Genomic DNA, 3328 nt, shown 5'->3' with positions numbered 1-3328 from the left:
CTAACACATGAGCAGCTTTATCTGGAAATCTGCCGCAAGCTGTTGTTCCAACCCCTAATATATATACGTCTCTCATAATAGTCCTCCGGCGTTTCTTTAATTTGAGCTAGTTTGCGCAAATTATTATATATGAAAAACCCTAAAAATAAAAAAAGAGGGTTACGGTGCGAAACCATAACCCTCTTTAGTATTCAAATTCTTTTATAAATATTTTCTAATTATTAACCAGCGCTGAGTGCCGTAATTGGTCCCCATTTACCGGTAAGTAGTAGCATTCCAGGAATTAGAAGTGTTAGGAACGCTTCAATTAGGAAGAGCCATGCAACCGCTGGAGCAACAGCTTTTCCAAGAGAGAACGCTAAGAAAACAAGGAACACCAACAATGCCCATGCCCAGTTAAATAGTGCATAGTACATCATTCCTGGGATCGCTGCTTCTAAGGTGTAGAAATGATAGCCGTACCAAATAAACACGATTGTGGCAAACAGGCAATACCATCCAAGACCTTTAGCGTCATATCCGTGAATAAAAATTCCAGCAACCATGAAATAGATCAATGCGAACACAGAGACCAGGGCCGTAGCAGCCGTTAACTGCTGATCATGTAGTTTCCATGCTGCGATTAGAATTAACACAGCTACTGCAAAGTTTAATACACCAACTTCTTTAGCTCCTGTTTTCCCCAAAACGGTCATACCGTTTGCAAAAAACACGAAACCTACTAGCAACAAAACATAGCCAAGCAACATATCTATTGCCATTTCTCTCCATACCTCCTTAAAGTTATTGTATTTACTTGTGGAGTTTTTTGTGGACTTTCCACCTTCCACAAAGTTTTCTCTATGAAATAGGATTTATCACATTTCGCATATCTATGTCAAGTAAATTTTTTAGAATTTCGCTAGATTTTATAGAAAAAACCCCCATCAAAAAATCAAATAATTCAATGATGGGGGTGTCTTAGTCAAGTTAATTGTTTGAAAAACGTTAATCAGACAATTTTTAAGTATTTTAGGTACACTCAAGGAGATATAGGTAAAATTAGGCCTCTTCTCTTCTGTTTACCAAAATAACCCATTTACCCTTCTGTACAACATCACCGCTCTGATTATGAACAAGAACCTCAAAAATAAAGAATCCCATGTTAGGCCTTTTGTGTTCCTTTTTCTCTACAAGCTTACGTGTAATATGGATTGTGTCGCCAAATTTTACAGCACCGGAGAACCTCCAGTCCTCAAGCCCCATAAATGCGATTGTTGCCAGTCTCGGCATTGTAAACCAAAGCCCTGAAGCAACAGAAAGAACACATAGACCATGAGCCACCCTACCCTTAAAGACGGTTTTTTGGGCAAACTCTTCATCAATGTGCATGTTGTTAAAGTCGCCAGATAGTCCAGCAAAACTTACTACATCAGCCTCAGTAATTGTGCGCCCAGTGCTTTTGTGCTCGGCGTCCACTTCTAAATCTTCATAAAAAACTCTTGTATCCTCTGCCATTATTGCAGCCTCCTTCCGATTAGAATATAAGTGCGGCCCAAGCGTGATGGCCTGAGCCGCTTTGGTTTTCTTTTAATTAAAACAGGCTTTGCCTGTGCCTGTATTTAAACAGGTTTAAATTTTGGAAGCGTTACTTCATCAGTAACGTCGTCATAAACTACTTCTACTTCCATTCCCACATGAACATCATTAACATCAACATCGATGACGTTACTCATCATTTTAACCCCTTCTTCAAGCTCAATTAGAGCCACAACATATGGGGGCTCGCCTTTGTATGCTTTTGATGGGCCCATGTGATGAATAGCATAGGTCCACACTTTACCCTTTCCACTTGCCTCTACCCACTCTATGTCCTCAGACATATCATCCCCTGGGGATACCGCGCGTGGATAGAAAAAGAACTCCCCTGTCTCTTTTGATCTAGGGAGAACCATTGCGTGGTTTTTGGTAGCTTCCCAGTATGGTTTAGTTTCCGGTCTAAAATCCGGAAGCGGTTTATTATATGTTTTTTCTTCTGACATTGTTTCTTAATCTCCTTATTTCTTATGAAAGGGGTTCTTTCCCTAGTAGTATTGTGCTGTGCGCAGATACGATGCCACCGTTGCCATGAACTAGGGCAACCTCTGGGTTGTCTACCTGTCTAGGTCCTGCATCACCTCTTAGCTGAAGTGTAGCTTCTACAACGTGGTGCATAGCTCCAAGGTGTGCTTGCGATAGGAGCCCGCCATGGGTGTTAACAGGAAGATCCTTTCCTATTTCCATACGACCCTCTAGTGCAAATGGACCGCCCTCCCCTTTGGGAACAAAACCTAAGCCTTCGAGCTCAAGTAAAACGGTTATTGTGAAACAGTCGTATAGGAATGCTAGATCAACATCATCAACTCCAAGACCAGCGGTCTGGAAGGCTTTTTGGCCAGAGCGATTAATTGCATTGTAGATTTGATCTAAATTCTCTAGTGTTGTCATGTACTGGTGTGAGTAGCCTTGTCCCATACCAAGTAGGTATGCAAGGTCGTTTTCAATACCAAGCTCTTTTGCTTTATCTTCTGTGGTCACAATAAAAGCTGCTCCGCCATCTGAGATGATTGAGCAATCATATTTAGTAAGAGGCTCTGCAATTATTCTTGAGTTAACTACATCCTCTACTGTAAGAGGATCTTTGTTCATCGCATTCTCTTTCATAGCCGCGTGCTTTCTCATTGTTACAGCAACTGCAGCCAAGTGTTCTCTTGTTGCGCCATAATCATGCAAATAACGCTGTGCAGCAAGAGCGTATCCACCTGGGGTGGTTAAACCATAAGGATATTCAAACTCACCGTGGCACATCTCTCTAATAAGAGCCAACATACCAGATGAGGAGATTCCCGATAGGGTGTTGTCACCCCTTACACAAAGAACGACCTCTGCTTGTCCTGATGCTATTGCCATTGCAGCCTCAGCTGCCATCCATACAGCGGTTGCACCGCCTACAGCTACTGAGGAAAAGAATTTTGGCTTCATGCCAAAGTAATCAGCAAAAGTTGTGCAGTGCATAAACGTATGCTCTACCAATGAGAATGCCGTTACTAATCCATCAACATCTGATTTTTTTATTCCTGCGTCTTCAATTGCTAATTTTGAAGCTTGTGATAGGAAATGAAAAGAGCTCATGTCGGGAATTTTTCCCTGATCGGTTTCGCCAACACCGGCGATAACAATCTTGTTCTTTTTAAGAACTTCCCTAGCTTCTTCTGTACCTGGGATATTACTAGCCATATATATCTCCCCCTATATTATATTTTTGTGGAGAGTTATATTAAATTGATACTGATAAAAGTCAACCGTTTAG

General features: G+C 41.4%; 4 protein-coding genes. All 4 read right to left on the bottom strand.

Annotated elements, in window-relative coordinates; translation table 11 throughout:
* Positions 1-221: 221 nt before the first annotated feature.
* On the bottom strand, positions 222-761 hold the full coding sequence (locus AAF462_11085; GenBank protein ID MEM7009666.1) for an AmiS/UreI family transporter: 540 nt from the start codon (positions 759-761) through the stop codon (positions 222-224).
* Positions 762-1041: 280 nt separating this feature from the next.
* Entirely contained in the window at positions 1042-1497 is a 456-nt protein-coding gene (locus AAF462_11080; protein ID MEM7009665.1) for a MaoC/PaaZ C-terminal domain-containing protein, read from the bottom strand.
* A gap of 104 nt (positions 1498-1601) precedes the next feature.
* Positions 1602-2021 carry an OB-fold domain-containing protein gene (locus tag AAF462_11075; GenBank protein ID MEM7009664.1) on the bottom strand — a complete coding sequence of 140 codons (420 nt, stop codon included), beginning with the start codon at positions 2019-2021 and terminating at the stop codon, positions 1602-1604.
* Positions 2022-2043: 22 nt separating this feature from the next.
* Positions 2044-3255 (bottom strand): thiolase family protein, encoded by a 1212-nt coding sequence (locus AAF462_11070; GenBank protein MEM7009663.1) that lies wholly within the window; start codon positions 3253-3255, stop codon positions 2044-2046.
* Positions 3256-3328: the final 73 nt, after the last annotated feature.

The organism is Thermodesulfobacteriota bacterium (assembly GCA_039028315.1).
Lineage (GTDB): Bacteria > Desulfobacterota_D > UBA1144 > Nemesobacterales > UBA2774 > CR02bin9.
This window is presented reverse-complemented; position numbering and strand designations above follow the sequence as displayed.

Coding starts and splice junctions, on each gene's coding strand:
- AAF462_11085 (MEM7009666.1), bottom strand. CDS start 761: ATGGCAATAGATATGTTGCTTGGCTATGTTTTGTTGCTAGTAGGTTTC.
- AAF462_11080 (MEM7009665.1), bottom strand. CDS start 1,497: ATGGCAGAGGATACAAGAGTTTTTTATGAAGATTTAGAAGTGGACGCC.
- AAF462_11075 (MEM7009664.1), bottom strand. CDS start 2,021: ATGTCAGAAGAAAAAACATATAATAAACCGCTTCCGGATTTTAGACCG.
- AAF462_11070 (MEM7009663.1), bottom strand. CDS start 3,255: ATGGCTAGTAATATCCCAGGTACAGAAGAAGCTAGGGAAGTTCTTAAA.